Raw genomic sequence first — 20,053 nt, 5'->3', positions numbered from 1 at the left:
TAGTCAGCTTCTGAAGGCAAGGGGCAACAGTGAAAACTCACATCTGATCACTGATCACTGAATTGGAGTCTCGACTAGGAAATTAATTTTGCCAGACTACTTATCCGCTCCCCGATCTTTGGGAGGAATAATGGTTCTTTTGGGAATAATAGCCGAGACCTTATGGGCAAGGTCGGATTTAAACAGAAAACCACTGTAAGCTTGTAAACCGTGTTCGCTCAGATCCAGTCCTCTCAATTCTGCTTCCGTCGATACCCTTAAACCGACGAAAAAATCGATCGCCTTCCATGCTGACCAACTGACAATTACAGTATAAAGACTAACTGCCGCACAGCCCAAAAGTTGCACGAATACCTGTTTAATTGCCGGTAATCCTCCCCCCAACAGTAATCCCCTCACCGGTCCCTGGGTATAAAAATTAGCCTCGATACCGGCGGCAAATAAAGCTACCGCAAAAGTTCCCCACAAACCACAGACTAGATGTACCGATAGCGCCCCAACCGGATCGTCAATCTGGAGGCGATCGAAGAAATCGACGCTCAAAACCACTAAAATACCGCTGATCATGCCGATAATTGCCGCCCAACCGATCTGTACATAGGGACAGGCAGCGGTAATGGCCACCAAACCACCGAGAATGCCATTGATAATCACCGAGAGGTCTGGTTTACCGAAATAGCGCCAAGCGGTTAGGGTTGCGGCGATGCCGCCGGTGGCCGCCGACATATTAGTGTTGAGGAGGATGCGGGAAATAGCCTCGGGTTCCATCGCCAGGGTGGAACCGGGGTTAAAACCAAACCAACCTAACCAGAGGATAAAACAGCCGAGGGTAGAGAGGGTGAGATTGTGACCGGGTAGTGCCATGGAATTACTGCCTTGATATTTGCCCAGACGCGGCCCCAATAACACTGCCCCGACGAGAGAGGCCCAACCACCGACCGTGTGTACTACCGTAGAACCGGCAAAATCCCAAAAATTGAGCCGCGCTAACCAACCTCCTCCCCAAATCCAGTGACCGGTGATCGGGTAGATAAAAGCCACTAATAGCAGACTAAACAGGAAAAAAGCCAGAAATTTGATTCTTTCGGCCACTGCCCCCGAAACAATCGTGGCCGCAGTGCCGGCAAAGACTAATTGAAAGAAAAATTTAGCCTGTAGAGGTATGCCCGCCCAAGAAAGGGAGGGAAAGATGCCAAGATAGTTGAGACCAGTATTGGGGCTATTATCGGCTCCTAGCACAAAAAAACCGCTAAGACCGACAAAACCGTTACCTTGACTAAACATTAAGCCGAAACCAAAAGACCAAAAAGCGATCGTTGTCAAGGCAAAAACAATTAAGTTTTTGGTTAAGATATTAACGGTATTTTTCGAGCGGCAAAAACCAGACTCTAGCATGGCAAAGCCGGCATTCATAAAAAAGACAAGGCAAGCGGTGAAAATTACCCATAAAGTATCGATTTTCACCCTTAATTCTCGGTATAAAGCCTCGCTATTGTCGCTAGTTGCCGTCTGGGCCACGCTAATTTCTGCTATCACGAGAATTAACAGAATGGCTAAACAGGCGATCGTGGGTATAATTATGGGTGTATTAAGATGATAAGCTGTCTTTTTTGTCATTAAATTGGGAGGTGCTTGCCAAAAATTGATCGATTAGCTAATTAGATTACTCTATTACAGCCTTTCTCGTAAAGGTGAAGCACAGACCAATCGTCGATAATCAAGTATTTCAGATGCAAGAACCAACCTCATGTATCTGAGAAACGCTGTAATTTGCTCATGAAAATATTATCACCCACAACAACCCCCCCCTTTTAATTTACTCGGTATCGGTCAACGCGGCGTGGGTAAAACCGTTTTTTTAGCGGGTGGTTACGCCCAATTTCGTGCTGATTCACCGACAAAATCCGCTCCCGATATTCAGAAACTATCGGGATGAGTTAAGCAAAAATCCGCAAGATCTGGATTGTTTCTCCCCGCTTCCCGCTTCCCATTCTCCTAATAATACCTTTTAAACAGGATTTAGTATTACCCGCCCTTTTAGGGAAAGCGGAATTAAGGAAAGTGCCCTCAAGTTGTTACAAAAAGCCGGAGAAATTGCCGCCCAAGAACAAAAAGTAGAAATTCGCAATCTGGCTAATTTGACGGTTAGCCCTCTCTGACTCTTATGATTAGAATATCTCCTCATCGGCAAGGAGGGTGCTATAATCAGTGGTATTCATTGCTAATAATTCCCGCAAACTTATGAATCAAAAAGTCTTTATTCTTGCCACTGCTTCCGCTAGTTTATTAGCCCTATTAGTTACCACTAACTCCGTACAAGCTGCCCCAGAGTCCTTTCATCCTAGTTTCAACACCGAGAACTTAGGTGACATGATTATCGGCAAGACAACCGGCGAAGAAAATCCGATTTTACGTCATCTTAATTGTAGTTGTGCCACCTGCACGCAATCCTTTAACTCCTCACTCAATTGATAATTTTCCACCCCAACGATCCTGGGGTATAAAAGTCCGCTCTAGATTAATTTTTGCCACGGGTTCTGTGAGGGTAAATTCTCCCGATTCGATTAGTGCTTTTAATTCTAAAGCGGCTTCCCGAGCCAAGGAAATACTGGCCAAAGGAGCCACCCTAACACTTTTTCCCTCGATCATAATCCGACCGCTTTTTAGTTTAGCGTAGGTGATTAAACCAAAGGTAGGACGGACTCGCCGGGGAATAGAAAAATCCACCACTGGAGCGACAATTTCCTCATCTTTTACCGCACAATGTCGAACGATTTCCTCGCTTAAAATTGGAATCGGTACTGCTACCCCTAACATTAAAGAAGCCCCATAATTTTTGAAATAACAACCCCGCACCCAGCGAGCATTCATTTGTTTAGCATCACCAATTAAGGCTAAGGTGGAAGCCGGTCCAATAGGAGTTCGATTTTGTAGGCGTTTTTGCAGGGGAAAATGTTGGGTTCCTTCCCAGGCAATATAACCGATTCCTCCTCCCAAAAAAAGGCGCGTACCGATGCCTATAGCCTCTAAATCGGGGTCATTTAACAGGGGAGAAATTGCCCCTGGGTTAGAATAAACTGCATTACCTAATCGCGGCTGTAGTGGTCCCAAATAAGTATATAAAGTCCGCTCTCCCCCATTGACTCCGACGATAAAATTCTGGTAGAGATTGCGAGGATTAAAAAGATAAAATTGATTGATAGTCTCCTTAGAAATAATCGTTTCAAAAGAAGTGCGAGGATAACAATCGGTGGCCTGGCCGACAGCGCGCAATTGAATCGATTTTCCAGCGATTAAATCCTCAATAATATGTCCGCCGCCCCTTTCGGGATTTTCTCCCTCTAAATTCTCATTTTTGGCCGCTAGATCACTAATAGCACTGGCTCCTAAATATAAATCCACCGCCCCAAAACCAGCATAAGCAGGAATCCCATCTAACCAACATTGACGAATTTTTATCGGCGGATCCGTCTGACCTAAATTAATAATTGCCCCCGAAGATTCCATCGGTTCAAAGGTTCCCGTACAAACCACATCTACTTGGGAAAAAACCTCCTTAATTCCCATCTCGCTCACGCGGCTTTTTAATTCCTCTACTGTCCAGACTACAGCCGTTTTTTTAGCAATTTTGTCGTTGATTTCAGCGATTGTTCTCATAAGAAAAATTGACCAGATGGTGGTTAGGGAGCTTTTTGCTGTTGTCAGTAAACAGTAATCAGATGTGAGTTTTAAGTGAGTGGTATTAACTGAGCAGTATTAAATGGCCGTAACAGTGCTGTCTTTTCACTGATTACTGATTACTGATGACTGATCACTGTTATAAGATAAAAAAGGGAAAATTTACGATCGAAGCTTTTCTATGACAGTTACACCCGTTCCAGCCTCCTTTAATCCTGTTTCTGGTCTAGTTAACCGTATTCTCGGCATAAAACCGCTTTTTGACATCGCTCGCTATCAGGCGCGCAATATGATGATTAAAAGAGCCGAAAAACTAGGCGTACCTTGGCGGGAAACCGTCAAACAATGGCAACAACGGGATTGGAGTTGGGAACTGCAAGCGGTAGAAAATCCCGATCTCGTCTATCCCGAATACTACGTTTGTTCTTTCCACGCTTACGAAAAGGGCAATTTAGACTGGTTGCCAGCCTTTGAGGTAGAATCTGCCGCCTATGCTGTCCATTCTACCATCTGGCCCGGGGCGGGGATGGACGGCGATCCGCGATTGCGGCGGGAATATCACCGGATATTAAAAGAGCAAATCAAGGCAGAAATTAACGATATTGTCGATTTAGGCTGTAGTGTCGGCATGAGTAGCTTTGCGCTGCAAGATACTTATCCTCAAGCCAGGGTAACTGGGTTAGATCTCTCTCCCTACTATTTAGCCGTTGCCCAATACCAAGCTCAACAAAAACAAAAGACGATTCAATGGCAACACGCGGCTGCGGAAAAAACTCAATTACCCAGTCAGTCCTACGATCTGGTATCTTCGTTTTTAATGTTCCACGAACTACCCCAACAGGCTACTAGAGAAATTTTCGCCGAAGCGCGTCGTTTATTGCGATCGGGGGGTTATTTGACGCTGATGGATATGAATCCGCGCTCGGAAATTTATCGAAAAATGCCCCCTTATGTCCTCACCTTACTCAAGAGTACCGAACCCTATCTCGATCAATATTTTACTCTCGATATCGAACAGGCATTAGTTGAAGCGGGGTTTCAAGCACCGATCATTACCCCCACCAGTCCCCGACACCGGGCGATTGTTGCGCGGGTTTCCGAATCATAATTTTGAGGTAATCAATGAAGATAATTTTTCGTCAAAGCTGGACAAAGATATTAACTATTGTCCCTCTCTTCCTGTTAATTTTTGCCAGCAAAACCCTTGCCCATCATGCCATGGCAGGGCAAACTCCCGATAATTTTTGGAACGGATTTTTATCGGGTTTAGCTCACCCAGTTATCGGTTTAGATCATTTAGCTTTTGTGGTGGCTAGTGGTTTAATTGCTGTGGGGATGGAACAGGGTTTATTAATTCCGCTCGCTTTTGCGATTGCCACTTTAATCGGGACAGGTATTCATTTACAGGGAATAAATTTACTTTTTCCTGAAGGGATTGTTGCCCTTTCTGTGGTAATTTTTGGCGTGGTTTTAACCCTGAAAAAAGGGTTACAAACTCATTCTAATCTCTATACGATCGCTCTGGCAACTCTGGCAATGATTGCGGGAATTTTCCACGGTTATGCCTACGGAGAATCAATTATCGGGGCGCGAGTTGCCGCTTTAGTTGCCTATTTAATCGGTTTTACCGTCATCCAATTAGCGATCTCCTCTGGTGCTTTTTTCCTTGGCAGTGTCATTAAGGAAAAATTAGCCAAGCAAGCGACTCTAATTAGTAAGTTCATCGGATTGGCAATTATGGCGATCGGTACAACTTTTTTAGTGGGAATTAAGTAAATTAATCTCGATGGGGCTAATTATTAATGGCTCTCTTGAGGTTATGAGATCGAAGAAAGGGCGTACAATATACGCCCCTACCAAACAAGTACGGGAGAGCCGATGAATTGAAAGAGGAGTTAGGAATTTAGTCCTCAAAGAAAAAATAAGTCAGATAAATCTAACAATAATCCTAATTCCTACCCCTACTATTTTTTTAGGTTTCAGAGGGGAAGTAACCAAACAGTTTTTTATAATCAGAGGCCAGATATCCTCGGTGAAAAAAACCTAATTCTTCAGCAATTTCATAAACTAATTTTGTCTGATTATTTTGGTTAAGAGATTGATGTAAAGCATTAAGACGAAGCAATTTAAAATAATTGTAAGGAGACATTTGATAGAAGTCTTTAAATATATATTCTAAGGTGCGTTGACTTACTTTTAATTCTTGACAAATCGCTGGAATAGTCAGATCAGAACGCAGATTTTTTCTCATCATTTCTTCTGCTTTTTTGAGAATAGAGGTGCGTCTGATAGTGTTTTTAGGAGTTTTAATATCTTTGGTTACTGCTAAAGTCAAAAGAAAATCTTTGACAATTTCTTCTTTTAATTTTTGCTTGAAAAAATTTAATCTTAATGCTTTTCTTTGCCAAGATATTTGTTGACGATCTAAATTAAATAGCATTCGATAAAGTTGATGACAAGATTGTTGGAGATGACGAATTTTTTCCGATGGGCAAATCACAATAGAAGCAGCGGAAGAATTTAAAAACTTTTTCGCTTCTGGTAACTCTAAAGTTTGGCACAATTGTTGCAGATAATTATCATGAACGTAAAGCTGAAAACGATTGGAAAAGGGATGTTGAAAAATGGAAATTTCTGATTTAGGGGGGACAATCCCAAGATAGTTATTTTCTAATGAATACAAATTTTGGAAGAAGACAGAATTCACCTGAATAGGAATCGCAAAAACCCACATTTTAGAATGGACTACTCCCACAACATTTATTAAACAATTACGTTGCGATAATTCTAACATCACTTCATCGATGATGATCCTTGAAAGATACCCTTCAAAATGATCACCACTGAGTTGTAAAGCATCTCCGTTGACAAATTCTCGATTCTGAAAATAGCGAGAAAAGTCACAAAAATATTCACTTTTAAAGGTTAATTCCTGAGAATTAATTAAAATATCGGTTTTACTGTCAAAAATAAACATCTATATAATTACTTGGTTATTGAGTAAAATCAAAATTTTTTTTGCCCATCAATTTAAAAACTTGCGTTTTTTGGATCATCTTAGCATAGAGGACTGAGTAGTATGAGTTACAGCAGAGTTGATTTATTAATTTTGTCCATCAGTGTAATTCCAGCTAAATCTCTCAGTTTTTTCCGTTATCAATTACCAAGGAGATTTCGATGGCTAAACAATATATGCCCCTTGAAGATTGCTCTGGGGCTGCGGTAGTGGGTGGAGAAATTCCTCAATTACGTCCCCCGGCATTTTCTGATAACTCAAAATATACCACATTTACCTATACCTATTATCCAGAGGGATTGGAAATTTCCGATAGCTATATCTATTATCCAGGAGAATCAGAAATTTCCGAAGCCCTTGCCAGGGAAATCACTACGTTCGCCGTTCCCCCGACAAATTATCCAGAGGGATTGGAAATTTCCGATAGCTATATCTATTATCCAGGAGGATCGGAAATTTCCGAAGCTGTTGTTCCTAATATTAGCACTCGTCTCTTCTATGCGCTCAAAGCAATCATAGCATTTTTCATCAGAATGAGCCATGGGCAAGGGGCTTAAACCCTTTGTTGGCAAAACTTGTCGATACCTCAGTAACGTGAAAAGCGCTATAACTACACATCTAAGCCGCCGAGATCAACTTCATCATCAGGAATTGCTGGAACATTCAGCGTTAATCAAGGAGACCTCTTTATAAACTTACTAGGCGGCTCCGGTGGTAAAGAATTTTATGAGGGTGTAATATTGCCAAATGGAGATCTAAAAACTAACTGGCAACTGACTCCTTTTATGAACCTCGCCGTCGTTACCAATTATATTTTTGGTTTCGTCCTCATCGTTTTTGGCAGCGATAGTGCGATCGCAGATTGTGTAGAGAGTTTGTAGGGTGGGCAATGCCCACCTTACTTCAAGGTAAAATAGAGCTAAGGAAGTTAGTAGAGAGAGAATGCTATTTTGCCAGCTATGAGCCAAACTTTACCTAAAACTGTTAATTTCGAGGAATTCGTCCTTTGGCTGCCTGAAAATTCGGGAGTGCGTTATGAGCTACACAAGGGAAATATTATTGAAATGGCACAACCCGCAGGAGAACACGAGGAAATCAAAGGATTTTTAACTGTTAAACTCAGTGGAATAATTGATAGACTAGGGCTTCCTTATTTAATTCCTAACCAAGCGATTGTCAGACCTGCTGGTAAAAATTCTGGTTATTTTCCCGATGTATTAGTGCTAAATCGAACCAAGCTCGCTCAGGAAAAATTATGGAAAAAAGAATCAATCCTTAGGGATGGTGCATCTATCCCTCTGATCATTGAAGTGGTATCGACTAACTGGCGTGATGATTACTACTTAAAATTTGCTGATTATGAAGAAATGGGTATTCCCGAATATTGGATTGTCGATTATGCAGCCTTGGGTGGGCGTAATTTTCTTGGCACTCCTAAACAACCGACCATCTCTGTTTGTCGCTTAGTTGAGGAAGAATATCAAATTCGGCAATTTCGAGACAGAGATATCCTGATCTCCCAGACTTTCACGGAATTAAATCTCACTGTCAATCAGATTTTCTTAAGTCTGTAGGGTGTGCATCGTCCACCTTACTCTTTTCGCTTTTTTCTTCAGTTTGAGGGGTTGATTTTGCCGCTTAAAATCCGCAATTATTGCCTTTATTTGCTCCATCTGCTTGGGTTTTAAGCCATTAAGCTCAATTTCTTTTATCACTTTCGTGTTCATGTTCTCAAGGTCGTTACTAAGACAAGATCGTAAACTAAGACGCATTTTAAATGAGAGAAATTTGGGGATCCCTATTTATTTTTTTAGTCTGTCCTATAATCGGGGGACTGCCTCTGATCGATTGGATAAATTATCTCGTAACTGGACGTAAATTATCCCAATTAGGTACTGGTAATATCGGTGTAACTGCCGCTTTTTATCATGGGGGGAAATTAGTGGGAATTTTGGCGGTAATTTCGGAAGCAGCCAAGGGAATTATCGTTATTCTCCTAACCCGTTTATTTTTTCCCACCGGCTCTTCTTGGGAATTATTAGCTTTAATTGCCTTAGTCGTGGGGCGCTATTGGTTAGGAAAAGGTGCGGGAACTACTAATGTTTTCTGGGGATTAATCGTTCACGATTTTGTCGCTGTTTTTCTCACCTCAATCATTAGTGGAATTAGCTTTACTATTTTTCGAGAAAAATCTACGGGGAGATTGGTAGGATTATTTTTATTAGCTTTAATTCTCACCTTGCGCCGTCCCCACGATTCAGGTTATATTATAACTGCCATTGCTTTAGCCTGTTTATTAGGGGCAATTTTTCAAAAAATAGCCGACGATTTAGACTTACCTGAAGCAAGTGTTAACAATGAATCAAAAACTATGTTTCGTTTTTTTCGTGGAGATCGATCGATCCAAACTCTTGATGACAATCTGGTAGCTTCAAAAGTGGGACAAAAAGCCGCCACTTTAGCCGATCTTAAGCGTGCCGGTTATCCCATTCCTAGGGGTTGGATTTTACCACCGGGGGATGATCCACAACCGTTAATAGAATCTCTTAATCCTGATATTAATCATCCCTTAGTCGTGCGCTCTTCCGCTATTGGAGAAGATGGTGAAACCGCTTCATCTGCGGGACAATATACCACAATTCTTAACGTCATCGATCGAGAAAATTTAGCGGCGGCGATTTTAAGTTGTCAAACCTCCTATAATAGTCCTAATGCTGTTAATTATCGACTCGATCGAGGTCAAGAAAACACGGCCATGGCTGTGTTAATCCAAGAACAAATTCGAGGAGTTTTTTCGGGAGTTGCCTTCAGTCGTGATCCGATTAATCCTCTCAGTCTAGATGTAGTTATTGAAGCTTTACCCGGAGATGCCACCAGAGTTGTATCGGGAAGAATCACCCCCGAAAGTTATCGAGTTAATTTAGAAGAAAATATCATCATCGGAGCGGGAGATATTCCCCCGGCTATTATTCAACAGGTAGCTAATCTTTGTCGGCAATTAGAAAACCTTGATCATGGCATTCCCCAAGATATAGAATGGACTCATGACGGACGAAAATTATGGTTATTACAGTGCCGTCCTATCACTAATTTACAGCCAATTTGGACAAGAAAAATCGCGGCTGAAGTTATCCCCGGGGTGATTCGTCCTTTGCCTTGGTCAATTAATCGTCCTTTAACTTGTGGAGTTTGGGGAGATATTTTCTGGTTAGTTTTAGACAAAAAAGCCCTCGATTTGGATTTCAATAAAACAGCGACTTTACACTATCAAAGAGCCTATTTTAATGCTTCTTTGTTAGGAACAATTTTCCGTCGCATGGGATTACCTCCAGAAAGCTTAGAATTCCTGACCAAAGGGGCAAAGTTTACCAAACCACCTTTAACGGCAACTTTGGCTAATTCGCCTGGTTTATTAAAACTTTTAGGACGGGAATTACAGTTAGAAAAAGACTTTAGCCAAGATCAAAAAAACTATTTTATCCCGACGCTCAAAAAAATTAACGCTACTTCCCCAGAAGCTTTATCTTCAGGGGAGATTTTAGAGCAAATTGAGGAGATTTTAACCGTCTTAAAAAAAGCTACCTATTATAGTATTCTTGCCCCTCTTAGCTTCGCCTTGCGTCGCAGTATTTCGCAAGTACCTTTTGAGAGATTGGATAACTCCCAAGCGCCAGAAATAGCCTCAATGCGATCGCTATCTGAACTGAGAAAAAATACGATCGATCGAGATTTTGACTCAGCTTTTTCCCTCTGGTTAGAAACCTACGGTTATTTAAGCGAAGTGGGGACTGATATTTCCATACCGAGATGGCGAGAAAATCCCCAAGAGCTGCTACAACTCCCCTTAGATAGTCCGGGCAATAATAGCCATAAAAAAGTTAAATCTTCTCATACTGTCCAAAAAAGATTAAATATCAAAAACCAAGTGACTGAAATTTACTCCCGTCTTTTAGCTCACCTACGCTGGCATTTTCTCGCTTTAGAAACCCTCTGGTTACAGCAGCAAATATTATCGGAGACGGGAGATATATTTTATCTAAATTACTCAGAAGTTATCCAGTTAGGTCAGAATAATAAAATCGCCAATCTTAACCAGATTATCCGTCAGCGTCGCCAACAATTCCAAGAAAACTCTCAATTAACCGATATTCCCTACATCGTTTATGGACAACCACCGAAAAGAGAATTTTTAGTTTCAAATTTAACTGCCAAAAAACGCTTACAGGGAATTGCCGCTAGTGGGGGGACAGTGGAGGGACGAATCAAAATTATGCCAACCCTACAAAATCTAGAAATTGCCCCTAATACTATTCTCGTTATTCCCTATACTGACTCAGGATGGTCGCCTTTATTATCCCAGGCTGTGGGAATTATTGCCGAGGTGGGGGGACAATTATCCCATGGTGCTATTATTGCCAGAGAATACGGAATTCCCGCGGTTATGGATGTGCATAATGCCATGAAATTGTTAAAAGATGGTCAATTAATTCGTCTCGATGGCAGTCAAGGAATTATTGAAATTCTCTAGGCATTAGGGGACAGGGTGTGGGGTGTAGGGTGTGGGGTGTGGGGTGTGGGGTGTGGGGTGTGGGGTGTGGGGTGTGGGGTGTGGGGTGTGGGATGTAGGGTGTGGGGAGTTTTCTCAGTTAACTGATAACTGATAACTGATAACTGATAACTGATAACTGACTTCTAACCCAATGTTGGTCAAAGATAAGCAAAAATTATCTATGAACTCCAAAAACTTGAGAATATTTAAATTAACATTTCGCAATATTTACAAATTCTTAAGAATTAATTGAGAAAGATTTTTATTTAACAACGATGTTACAATGGTTACAGCGATTTTACTGAATTTCATAGTGGGGTACTCTATGCTTTTTTGGGCAGCAACGGTTGAAACCCTTGCCACACCTAGAAGGTAATCCTCATTAAGACAGGTAAATGAGTCAATTTCACCCACAACGATGATCTTTTTTTTGTGTAGTTTTATTGCAAAAAAAAAGTTTTTTTGACAAAAAGCACAAAGTATGAATTAGGAAGTGGGGTAGTGGGGTAGTGGGGAAGTGGGTTGATGGGGTAGTGGGGTAGTGAGGTAGTGGGGAAGTTATCTGCTATTTTCCAATAAAAATCTTCTTTCGGCGCGAACAATTGCCTCTCTAGTGGCTAAAACTGCTTCTGTATCCACCGAAAGAGAAGTCACACCCCAAGCAATCAAATCATCGATAATTTCAGGATACTGGACGATGGCCATGCCGCAAACGGAACAGGGAATCTGTAAAACTTTTGCTTGAGTGATAATTTGTTTTAAAGCTGCCCTGACTGCGGGATGACGGGCGTTAAAATATTCTGAGAAATGTTCTCGATCGCTACCTAAAAGTAATTGAGTTAAATCATTAGTACCAATAGCGATTAATTGTACCCCCGCTTGCACATAATCCCCCAATTGAAAGATTACTCCCGGTACTTCCACCATTATCCCCAATTGGAAAGAAGGGACTTGAGTGAGTAAAGCCGATTGTACCCGTTGCCGGCAGAAAATAAATTCCTCAACCCCGCGGACAAAGGGAAGCAGTAAATTAATATTGGTGGCGCTGGTGGTTTGTACCCGTCGTAAAGCTTGCAATTCCAGATCGAATAGAGTCGGATCTAATATATAACCATGGGTTCCCCGACTGTCTTTAGTCGAATGTTGAGCATCAAAAGAACGATAAAATAAAGGCTTAGGCTGGATACTAAGGGCAAATTGTGCGATTAAATCACTTAATCTCTCGATCAATGCTTCTTGATGCTCTGGTGTTAACCATTCTTCTAGATTACGCTGAGAAAGTAACTCTAAAATCATCCATTCTGAGCGCAATAAACCAATCCCATCAATAGGCAGCTCTTGGATTCCGGCAATACTTTCAGTTTGACTGAGATTAACCATCAAACGGGTAGCAATTGCCGTCCCGTCGGTTTCTCTGGGGGGTGCTGAGGGTAAGGAAATCTGTTCCTGAGATGCTAGAGAAATAATTCCCCTCGTACCATCTACTAAAATTATCTCCCCTGAGCGGATAATTTCCGTGGCATTTTTCACCCCGACAACGGCAGGAATGGCTAATTCCCGGGCTAAAATGGCTCCATGGCTAGTTAATCCCCCCTGTTCCGTGATCATTGCTCGAATTTGGCGTAAATGGGGCAGTTTTTTCGGAGGTAAATTAGTAGTAACCAGAATGCAATCCTGAAAATTTGCCTCTGGGGAGTCGAAATTGCTGATCACTTTTGCCACTCCCGATGCCAACCCCGGGGATGCCCCTAATCCTCTTAAGGGATAATGGCAGGTAGTAGCGGTGATTTCCTGACTGTGACAGTTAAGAATATAAATTTGACCATCCAGCATCATCAGCCATTCTATGCTGGTTAACGTCGGTTTTTCCGTCAGTAGAGATTGAACCAGTTGACAAAGGCGATCGAGGGCGAAATTATCTAAACAGTAGCTTTCCTGTAAACTGGGTGCTAATAATTGTGGCGCGAGCAGATTACTGTCACTATTGAGATAATAAGCGCGGGATTTATTGCCTAATTGCCGACTGCGTAATTGACCGGAGCGATCAATAATATAGGTATCCGGTGCCACTTCTCCATTAACTAAACTGTGTCCTAACCCCCAAACTGCCTGAATTTTCCAGTTATCGTCATTAATCAACACATTTCCCGCACAATTGGCCGGTAATAACGGTTGTACCAGTAAAGATAATTGAATTTTTTCTAAACCAATTCCCATTTTTCGCCAATAAAATAGACTTTTGGCGTTGAATAACTCCGCCCAAGCTTGTTTTAGGGCATTTTCTAGATTATCTGCTTTAATTCCACTGATTGGGGCGGAAAATAAACCGAGCGTTCGCCGAGCCAGATTAGCTGGTAGGGAAAAGCGCCATACTAGGGTATCCATGGATAATTGTGCCACGGCCGCCGCTAGTTCTTCTAACCAGAGAGGAGGAATTTGCGCTTGTAAAATGGCGCGCCGACTTTCTTTGGCGACTAATTGCAGAGCTTTTGCGTTATCTACGTCTAAATAGAGGGAAGATTGCGGAAAATCAGTCAAGAAAGAGTCAGCATTGTTGATAGTTTCCAAAAATTCCGCAAAAATGCGGTTAAAAATGGCAAATCCCCCGATAATTGGGTATCCTCCCTGGTGTAATTCACTGGCAATAAAAGCTTTTTCCCCCACCAGGGGGCGATCAGAAGCACTAATGCGATCGAGCCAGCAGAGAATGGTCACGGGATTTGTTAAGAATGGTGAAAGGATTCTAAAATAATCTAGGTGATTTTTGTAACTTTTTAGTTCTATCTGCTAGTTTAACTCACCGTCACTATCTTGAGGATGATCTGGGAAGTGGGGAAGTGGGGAAGTGGGGTGTAGGGTGTGGGGTGTGGTGCGATTCGTTGGCTAGAAACTAGACAGTAAGACGTTTAGAGGATTAGCCGCTTGGTAAATGTAGTACCTTGATAACTTTATAACCCTACAGGTGCGGGTTAGTAATAACCTTAGTCCTGTCCTCTAGATGCCTAGAGTGACGGCATTTCCTGCTGCTTTAGACTTGGTACATCTGAGGTAGTGAGCGAGGAAAAAAAAGCGGTATCTGATAGCCTAAATCAGAAACCCGTTGAGCCAGAACCTATGGATAGCCCTGGGGCGAAGATACGAATTAACCATCGTCAACACCCACGAGCCAAAAGGCTGACAGGCTCGAAACAAAAGTTAACAGAGTTGGGGCTGATAGCTCATACCACTATCAGTAAGGCATTCCCGTTACTCTGTTGTGGACAGTATCATCCTAAGGGTTCAACCAATGGTTATAGGGAACGAAGTAACCCTGATTGACTCTGCCCGTTCGGGGCAGTAGGAAACCATCCGCAAGTCAATAGAGGGAGAGGATGTCCTTAAAAGCCAAGGCTTTGAGTAATATCAAAGATATGCTGACAAAGGACGGGTAACTAGGAAGTCTAAGCAACAATCAACGGTCATATACGCCCTAAAACCAACAATCTTGTCTGGTGGGGATACAGCCAAGAGGGTTGAATAGACAAGGAAATAATAATTCCCATTATTATTCTACTAATGACAGTAGCCTAGTTACTCAGGAGCCGGATACGGCGAAAGTCGTAAGTCCGGTTTTGAAGCAGGGGGTGGGAAGGCGACTTCCTGCTCTACTGTAACGGGTGTAGGGAATGGGGAGATAGGGGAATTTCAACTAATACCCCAAAACCCTAAAACCCCAACTCCTGACTACTGACTCCTATCTCCTTAGCTGATAAGATAGGATTCGGACAATATTCGATCGCTGCGAGAAATTGATGGACACACCTGCGAAAGTTTTGTTAGTGGATGACGAACCGGGGGTTCGTGAATCTGTGCAAGCATATCTACAGTACGGGGATGACTTCGAGGTAAGAACTGCTAGTAATGCTAACGAAGCCTGGGATTTACTCAATCAAGAAATTCCGGAATTAGTCATCTCCGACATTATGATGCCGCAGGTGGATGGCTATCAGTTTCTGAAGAAATTGCGCGAAGATGCTCGTTTTCAGACAATTCCCGTGGTTTTTCTCACTGCTAGGGGGATGACGAGCGATCGCATTCAGGGTTATAATGCCGGTTGTGATGCTTATTTATCCAAGCCTTTCGATCCCGAAGAATTAGAAGCATTAATCAAGTCTTTAATCGAGCGCCGTCGTCAATCCCTGCAAGCCACCAGCGAAAACGCTAGATTAGAAGAAATTGCCCGAGATATCCGGGAATTAAAACAGCAGGTGGGACAACAGAACACTTTTACTACTACTCCCCCCCCGATTAAAATTGACCTTACCCCCCGGGAACAAAGTGTTTTAGATTTAGTAGCGGAGGGATTGATGAATAAAGAAATTGCCAGTCGTCTAGAAACCAGTGTCAGAAACGTAGAAAAATACGTCAGTCGCTTATTTAGCAAGACTGGTACTAATAGTCGCACGGAATTGGTACGTTTTGCCCTAAAACACGGTTTAACCAATTAATATAGCAGCTAAGGACAAACTAGCGGGCAACTTTCTTCTTAGAAATATCCCCTGGGGAAAAAGGCAGATGACAAGCAACTGAATTACCGATGGAAAAACAACTTTGGCAGCGAATCACCCTCGATTTAAATATCTGTCATGGCAAACCTTGCCTTCGAGGATTGCGTTATCCTGTTGAATTTATCCTAGAATTACTTAGTTCTGGCATGGGTATCGAAGATATTTTAGCCGACTACGATGATTTGGAACGGGAGGATATTCTAGCGGCGTTATTGTTTGCCACTCGGTTGACTCAGGTAAAAAGCATCTACCAAATTGCACCATGAAGTTTTTAGTCGATAAAATGCCACGACAGATGCAGAAATTAACGCTCTTTCAATTCAACAAAATCGTATTGTTATTACCAAAGACACAGATTTTCTCGATTCATTTTTAATTAGTCAAGAACCTTATAAGCTTCTGCTAGTTACTACGGGTAACATTACAAATGTCGAATTAGAAGCATTATTTCAGAATAATCTAACCCAAATAGAAGCACTTTTTACTCAACATTCGTTAATAGAAATGAGTCGCAACTCAATCATCGTTCATCATTAGTAGTAGGACAAGCTGAAATTAGCTTTAAGTGCTTCACGAAAGGAATAAAATCTTTATCTGAAAAAAGGAGCGGAAGATTATTTTCAATACAAAAGGAGGCAATAATAACATCAGCAGTTTTTCTAATAGTTATCCCCTTCTTGCGTAACTGGCGATAATTGTCCGCGCTTTTCAATGCCATTCTCAAACCTAGTAAATCATAAATAGTCAATGAAGTTAGTAAGCGATAGGCTATTTGATAATCCTTATCACTCCTAAAACCTTGGAGAACTTCGGTGAGAATAATATCACCAATAGCTATCGGCTCAACTCCCAGCAGTAAATCAATCCAAACACTAGAATCCACAAGAATCATTGATTGTGCCTCATTTCCTCAAGGTTTCCTTCCCATTTAAGCTTACCTTTAAAGGCTTTAATTTTCTCCTGTTGTTTGAGCCGAATCAAAGTCTTAAGACCCAATTCAACAACTTCTTGTTTAGTCTTTAAACCAGTAGCTTTAAGAGCATCAGCCATGAGTTGGTCATCAATGATAATGTTAGTCATCATCCTATCCCTAGTTGTGTGTAGTAGATTGTTAATATACACATTATATAGGGTTTGCTGAATAAATGTGAGATGTAAGCAAGGTAGAGATTTTGTGGCTTTTCTCGCAAAACAGGTGCAAGATTGTGAGAGAATCGTCGTTCAAAATCTTGCGTCTTTATCGGCCCGCGTCCTGTAGGGGCGAAGCATTCGGACAATAACCTATCGGTGAAACTGTAGATTTTCGGCGTTGTCAAATTGAAAGATGCTCCCAATCAGCACCGGAACGGAAATTACTTTGATAGGAAAGATTACCCTGCATCTTGACAATTAGTGTTTAATGAACGAATAGTGCCGATAGTTGGGCTTAAGTGGGGAACAAGAGTCGCTCGATTTAGCAGTGGAATTAGCCCTAAAATCGGCGTAGGGCTAATTCATGAATTAGCCCTACAATCGGCGTTGTCAAATTGAAAGATGCTCCGAATCAGCACCGGAGCATTGCATCTTTCCTATTCTGATATGACAACGCCAGATTTTCTATCCGAATGCTTCGCCCGTACTTTTTGCCGCATACCCTATTTAGGAGAAAACTGCTCGATTCAATAATTTGAGCCAAAACCCAACATTTTTAAAGACATCGGTGTAGTTGGGTTTCACGCAAGTGTCGCTCATTTTTGATAGACAAAAGTTATTGCTGTCACCCCAAACACAACTTTACTGTCCCACCCGCCAAATTTTTATATTTTTGTCACCACTCCCACTAGCTAAATAACGGCCATCGGGACTATATACTACTGACCAAACCGTGTCAGAATGACCAGTAAGGGTACGCAATTCTTTTCCCGTTGCTACCTCCCAAATTTTAATAGTCCCGTCACTACTCCCACTAGCTAAATAGCGGCCATCGGGACTATATGCTAATGGAATAACCGAACCAGAATGACCAGTAAGAGTATGCACTTTGTTTCCTGTTTTTACATCCCAAAGTTGGATAGTTCCATTAAGATATCCACTGGCTAAATATCGTCCATTAGGACTATAGGCTATTCTAATTAAATAGCCCACACCTGTTATTGTCTTTGAATAATTATAAATAAAGGTATTTAATTCTTTGTTATTTTTTACATCCCAAATTTTAATAGTCTCGTCACTACTCGCACTCGCTAAATACCTTCCATCTGGACTATAAGCTACTGAGTTAACCGCCTCAGAATGACCAGTGAGGGTACTCAATTCTGTTCCTGTTTTTGTATCCCAAATCTTGATAGTTTTGTCCGCACTTCCACTAGCTAAGTAGCGGCCATCGGGACTATAGGCTACTGAGTTAACTATATGCCGAGAATTAACAGTAATGGGAAACAATTCTTTTCTCCTTTCTATATCCCAAATTTTGATGATATCTACACTTTGTTCTTCCCCCTGTTCTTCCCCCTGAGTCAATAATGTCCCACCCCCACTGGCTAAATAGCGTCCATCTGGACTATAAGCTACTGACAAGACTTTATTAAGATTAAGCTCTACTTGTTGTTGAAGAGGAAGAGGAGAGACTATACCATCAAGGATTATTACTGCTAAAGGATTATAGGCTACTAAGTTAATCAAGCTAGAATTATTAGCAAGATTAAGCGGTTCTTTTCCATTTTCTATATCCCAAATTTTGATGCTATCGTAATTACTCACACTCGCCAAAAACCGTCCATCGGGACTATAAGCTACTGAGTTAACCGCCTCAGAATGACCAGTAAAGGTCTTATAAAGAAAGGGAGTATCAACTAAACCAGAGATTAAAAATTGAGGAGTAACCGGAAATCTTTTATATTTTAAATAACCATAACCTTGCGTTATTCCTATTCCTAATAACAAAACTCCACCAAGAGCTATTATTCTATTTCTCAGCTTATTATTTTTAACCGGTTGTGCTGGTGTTTTTTTGGGTACAGCCACAGGTGAAACCGGCGGAGAAGGATTAATATTAGGAATAACCTGTGGTTGTTTTTGATTTACAACAGGCTGCGGATTTGGTGGTGGTGGAGATGTTATAATAGGAGTTATAGGAGGTAACTTTAATTGCCGTTCAATCTCATCCAAACGCTGTAAAATAACCCTAGTATTAGCCGGTCTATTCTTGGGTAATCTTCCCATTAACTCGTCAATAAAATCCAACAATAACGGGTGAATATTTTCCGTTTCTTCTCGCCAAGCTAAAACATCATTATACGCATCATAATAAATTTCTAAGGGATGTTTTCCGGTTAATAAATGCATAAAAGTTCGTCCTAAAGCATGAAAATCTGATTGAATCACCGCCTGGCTATGTTGTTGTTCATTGGGTGTATATCCGACCGAGGTAATACCTGTCACCTGTTGACCTTTTCCCTTTTGATGATAGGTTTGGGTTTCTTCCCTTGCTGTCCCTGCTGTCCCAAAATCAATTAACACCAACTCGCCACTATTCCGCAACATAATATTAGGGGGTTTAATATCTTGATGCATCCAATTCTGTTGATGAATTTTATCGAGAATTAAAGTAATTTCTCTCAGCCATTTTAAGGCTCGTTTTTGACTTAATTTATCATACTGCTTTAGCCACTGTTCTAAATTAATACCCTCCACTTTTTCCATAACTAAACAGTGTAATATTTTCCCTTCTCTCGTGGAATATTGAAAATAGGCATCCGCTCGAGGAACACCGGTGACATTTTGACGACTTAACTCTAATAAAACGTCATATTCCCGTTTAAATAATTCCACTGCCTTCGGTTGATTATTCCATTTTTCTTGTAATACCTTGAGGATTTTGGCTGTAAAACCTTCAAAAGCCTCATAAACAATGCCAAAACCGGTCGTATCACTCAATAACCGACTCACCCTATATTTACCATTTAACAACAATTGAGAGCCGCAACTTTGACAGTAACGAGTATTCGAGTTATTATTACTCGGATGCCCTGGTTGAGAACAATCGGGATTAATGCAGTAACAGGGTTTCATCTCGGCTATTAGTTATTTTATTGGGTGAATAATTGAAAGTTTTCCCTTACCTGTCTTTGAAGGCATTTTATCATAAGTAAGTAGTAGTAGTAACGCACCAAATTAAATTAATGATAGGTGTGGTGCGTTACGACGGATTGTTAGATTCAAGTTTAAGCAGAGATTGTCGCCGTCTAACGCACCCTACATTTTACTAAACTGGGATGAGCCACT

General features: G+C 41.5%; 17 protein-coding genes and 1 pseudogene. 10 read left to right on the top strand and 8 right to left on the bottom strand.

Translation table 11 applies throughout. The features are described from left to right. Window positions 1-96: 96 nt before the first annotated feature. Window positions 97-1,617: an ammonium transporter gene (locus MAE_RS07755; protein ID WP_002757821.1), complete on the bottom strand. Its 1,521-nt coding sequence runs from the start codon at window positions 1,615-1,617 to the stop codon at window positions 97-99. A 624-nt stretch (window positions 1,618-2,241) separates the two neighbouring features. On the opposite strand from MAE_RS07755, the gene MAE_RS07750 reads away from it, so the two are divergent. Continuing rightward, entirely contained in the window at window positions 2,242-2,472 is a 231-nt protein-coding gene (locus MAE_RS07750; RefSeq protein WP_041803927.1) for a hypothetical protein, read from the top strand. Here MAE_RS07750 and MAE_RS07745 read toward each other — a convergent pair. Beyond that, entirely contained in the window at window positions 2,461-3,657 is a 1,197-nt protein-coding gene (locus MAE_RS07745) for a homocysteine biosynthesis protein (RefSeq protein ID WP_012265086.1), read from the bottom strand. The genes MAE_RS07750 and MAE_RS07745 overlap by 12 nt on opposite strands. A 202-nt stretch (window positions 3,658-3,859) precedes the next feature. Here MAE_RS07745 and MAE_RS07740 point away from each other — a divergent pair, with 202 nt between their 5' ends. Beyond that, window positions 3,860-4,786 carry a class I SAM-dependent methyltransferase gene (locus tag MAE_RS07740; protein WP_012265085.1) on the top strand — a complete coding sequence of 309 codons (927 nt, stop codon included), beginning with the start codon at window positions 3,860-3,862 and terminating at the stop codon, window positions 4,784-4,786. Window positions 4,787-4,800: 14 nt separating this feature from the next. Beyond that, window positions 4,801-5,454, top strand: a complete 654-nt coding sequence (locus tag MAE_RS07735; protein WP_012265084.1) for a HupE/UreJ family protein — start codon at window positions 4,801-4,803, stop codon at window positions 5,452-5,454. Between the two features lie 196 nt (window positions 5,455-5,650). Here MAE_RS07735 and MAE_RS07730 read toward each other — a convergent pair whose 3' ends face one another. After that, on the bottom strand, window positions 5,651-6,655 hold the full coding sequence (locus MAE_RS07730) for a helix-turn-helix domain-containing protein (protein ID WP_012265083.1): 1,005 nt from the start codon (window positions 6,653-6,655) through the stop codon (window positions 5,651-5,653). Between the two features lie 200 nt (window positions 6,656-6,855). Between MAE_RS07730 and MAE_RS07725 the strand changes: the two genes are divergently transcribed. From MAE_RS07725 to MAE_RS07715, 3 genes are all read left to right on the top strand, one after another. Next, window positions 6,856-7,251 carry a hypothetical protein gene (locus MAE_RS07725; protein WP_041803925.1) on the top strand — a complete coding sequence of 132 codons (396 nt, stop codon included), beginning with the start codon at window positions 6,856-6,858 and terminating at the stop codon, window positions 7,249-7,251. 183 nt (window positions 7,252-7,434) lie between these two features. Further along, window positions 7,435-7,575 (top strand): hypothetical protein, encoded by a 141-nt coding sequence (locus tag MAE_RS34010; RefSeq protein WP_164517016.1) that lies wholly within the window; start codon window positions 7,435-7,437, stop codon window positions 7,573-7,575. Between the two features lie 78 nt (window positions 7,576-7,653). After that, on the top strand, window positions 7,654-8,268 hold the full coding sequence (locus tag MAE_RS07715) for a Uma2 family endonuclease (protein WP_002757834.1): 615 nt from the start codon (window positions 7,654-7,656) through the stop codon (window positions 8,266-8,268). Here the strand turns inward: MAE_RS07715 and MAE_RS33230 are convergent. Further along, window positions 8,257-8,421: a hypothetical protein gene (locus MAE_RS33230; RefSeq protein WP_158303499.1), complete on the bottom strand. Its 165-nt coding sequence runs from the start codon at window positions 8,419-8,421 to the stop codon at window positions 8,257-8,259. The genes MAE_RS07715 and MAE_RS33230 overlap by 12 nt on opposite strands. Before the next feature lie 50 nt (window positions 8,422-8,471). Between MAE_RS33230 and MAE_RS07705 the strand changes: the two genes are divergently transcribed. Then, a complete protein-coding gene (locus tag MAE_RS07705) occupies window positions 8,472-11,222 on the top strand; it encodes a glycerol-3-phosphate acyltransferase (protein ID WP_012265081.1) in 2,751 nt (916 codons plus the stop codon). 579 nt (window positions 11,223-11,801) lie between these two features. Here the strand turns inward: MAE_RS07705 and MAE_RS07700 are convergent. After that, window positions 11,802-13,958: a putative PEP-binding protein gene (locus MAE_RS07700; protein WP_012265079.1), complete on the bottom strand. Its 2,157-nt coding sequence runs from the start codon at window positions 13,956-13,958 to the stop codon at window positions 11,802-11,804. A gap of 1,076 nt (window positions 13,959-15,034) precedes the next feature. Between MAE_RS07700 and MAE_RS07695 the strand changes: the two genes are divergently transcribed. The 3 genes and pseudogenes from MAE_RS07695 to MAE_RS28860 form a co-directional block, all read left to right on the top strand. Continuing rightward, window positions 15,035-15,730: a response regulator transcription factor gene (locus tag MAE_RS07695; RefSeq protein ID WP_012265078.1), complete on the top strand. Its 696-nt coding sequence runs from the start codon at window positions 15,035-15,037 to the stop codon at window positions 15,728-15,730. 89 nt (window positions 15,731-15,819) lie between these two features. After that, window positions 15,820-16,056: a DUF433 domain-containing protein gene (locus tag MAE_RS07690; RefSeq protein ID WP_012265077.1), complete on the top strand. Its 237-nt coding sequence runs from the start codon at window positions 15,820-15,822 to the stop codon at window positions 16,054-16,056. Between the two features lie 34 nt (window positions 16,057-16,090). Beyond that, window positions 16,091-16,327 (top strand): annotated as a pseudogene (locus tag MAE_RS28860) (DUF5615 family PIN-like protein); the annotation flags it as partial. Here MAE_RS28860 and vapC read toward each other — a convergent pair. From vapC to MAE_RS07675, 3 genes are all read right to left on the bottom strand, one after another. Next, window positions 16,311-16,682: a type II toxin-antitoxin system VapC family toxin gene (vapC, locus tag MAE_RS07685; RefSeq protein ID WP_012265076.1), complete on the bottom strand. Its 372-nt coding sequence runs from the start codon at window positions 16,680-16,682 to the stop codon at window positions 16,311-16,313. The pseudogene MAE_RS28860 and the gene vapC sit on opposite strands and share 17 nt — an antisense overlap. Next, window positions 16,679-16,873 (bottom strand): type II toxin-antitoxin system VapB family antitoxin, encoded by a 195-nt coding sequence (locus MAE_RS07680; protein ID WP_002752171.1) that lies wholly within the window; start codon window positions 16,871-16,873, stop codon window positions 16,679-16,681. The genes vapC and MAE_RS07680 overlap by 4 nt, the downstream gene beginning before the upstream one ends. Window positions 16,874-17,563: 690 nt before the next feature. Next, the gene (locus MAE_RS07675) at window positions 17,564-19,840 is read right to left on the bottom strand and encodes a serine/threonine-protein kinase (RefSeq protein WP_012265073.1); all 2,277 of its coding nucleotides are present in this window, start codon (window positions 19,838-19,840) and stop codon (window positions 17,564-17,566) included. Window positions 19,841-20,053: the final 213 nt, after the last annotated feature.

Source organism: Microcystis aeruginosa NIES-843, from assembly GCF_000010625.1.
Lineage (GTDB): Bacteria > Cyanobacteriota > Cyanobacteriia > Cyanobacteriales > Microcystaceae > Microcystis > Microcystis aeruginosa.
Note: the sequence above shows the minus strand (reverse complement) of the source record. Positions and strands in the feature narration are given on the sequence as shown.